Annotated in this window: 1 protein-coding gene; it reads left to right on the forward strand. The window is 65.7% G+C overall.

What is annotated here, in order from left to right:
* Positions 1-478: cadherin-like domain-containing protein (locus VPA02S_RS20420; protein ID WP_155736620.1), on the forward strand; the 478-nt coding region annotated here is incomplete at both ends.

A 478-nucleotide genomic window follows, 5' to 3' on the forward strand; every position in this document is an offset into this window, starting at 1 on the left:
GCACGCGCTGGTGGTCGGCGCGAACGATGGCACGGTCACGACGAACATCCCCGTCACGCTCAATGAGCAGAACCTCAACGAAGCACCGACGGCGCTCGGCGACACCAAGACCACGGACGAAGACACGCCGGTCAGCGGGCAGATCATCGGAAGCGACGTCGACGGCGACACGCTGACCTACGTGAAGGGCAGCGACCCGGCCCACGGCACGGTGACGGTCAACGCCGATGGCACCTACACCTATGTTCCCGGCCCGAACTTCAACGGCACCGACAGCTTCACCGTCACGGTGAGCGACGGCCACGGGGGCACGACCACCAGCACGGTGAACGTGACCGTCAACCCGGTGAACGATCTGCCCACGGTCCCGGACTACACCCAGACCACGCACGAAGACACGCCCGTCAGCGGCCAGGTCATCGGAAGCGATGCTGATGGCGACACGCTGAGCTACGTGAAGGGCAGCGATCCAGCCCAC

This window comes from Variovorax paradoxus NBRC 15149 (genome assembly GCF_001591365.1).
GTDB lineage: Bacteria > Pseudomonadota > Gammaproteobacteria > Burkholderiales > Burkholderiaceae_C > Variovorax > Variovorax paradoxus.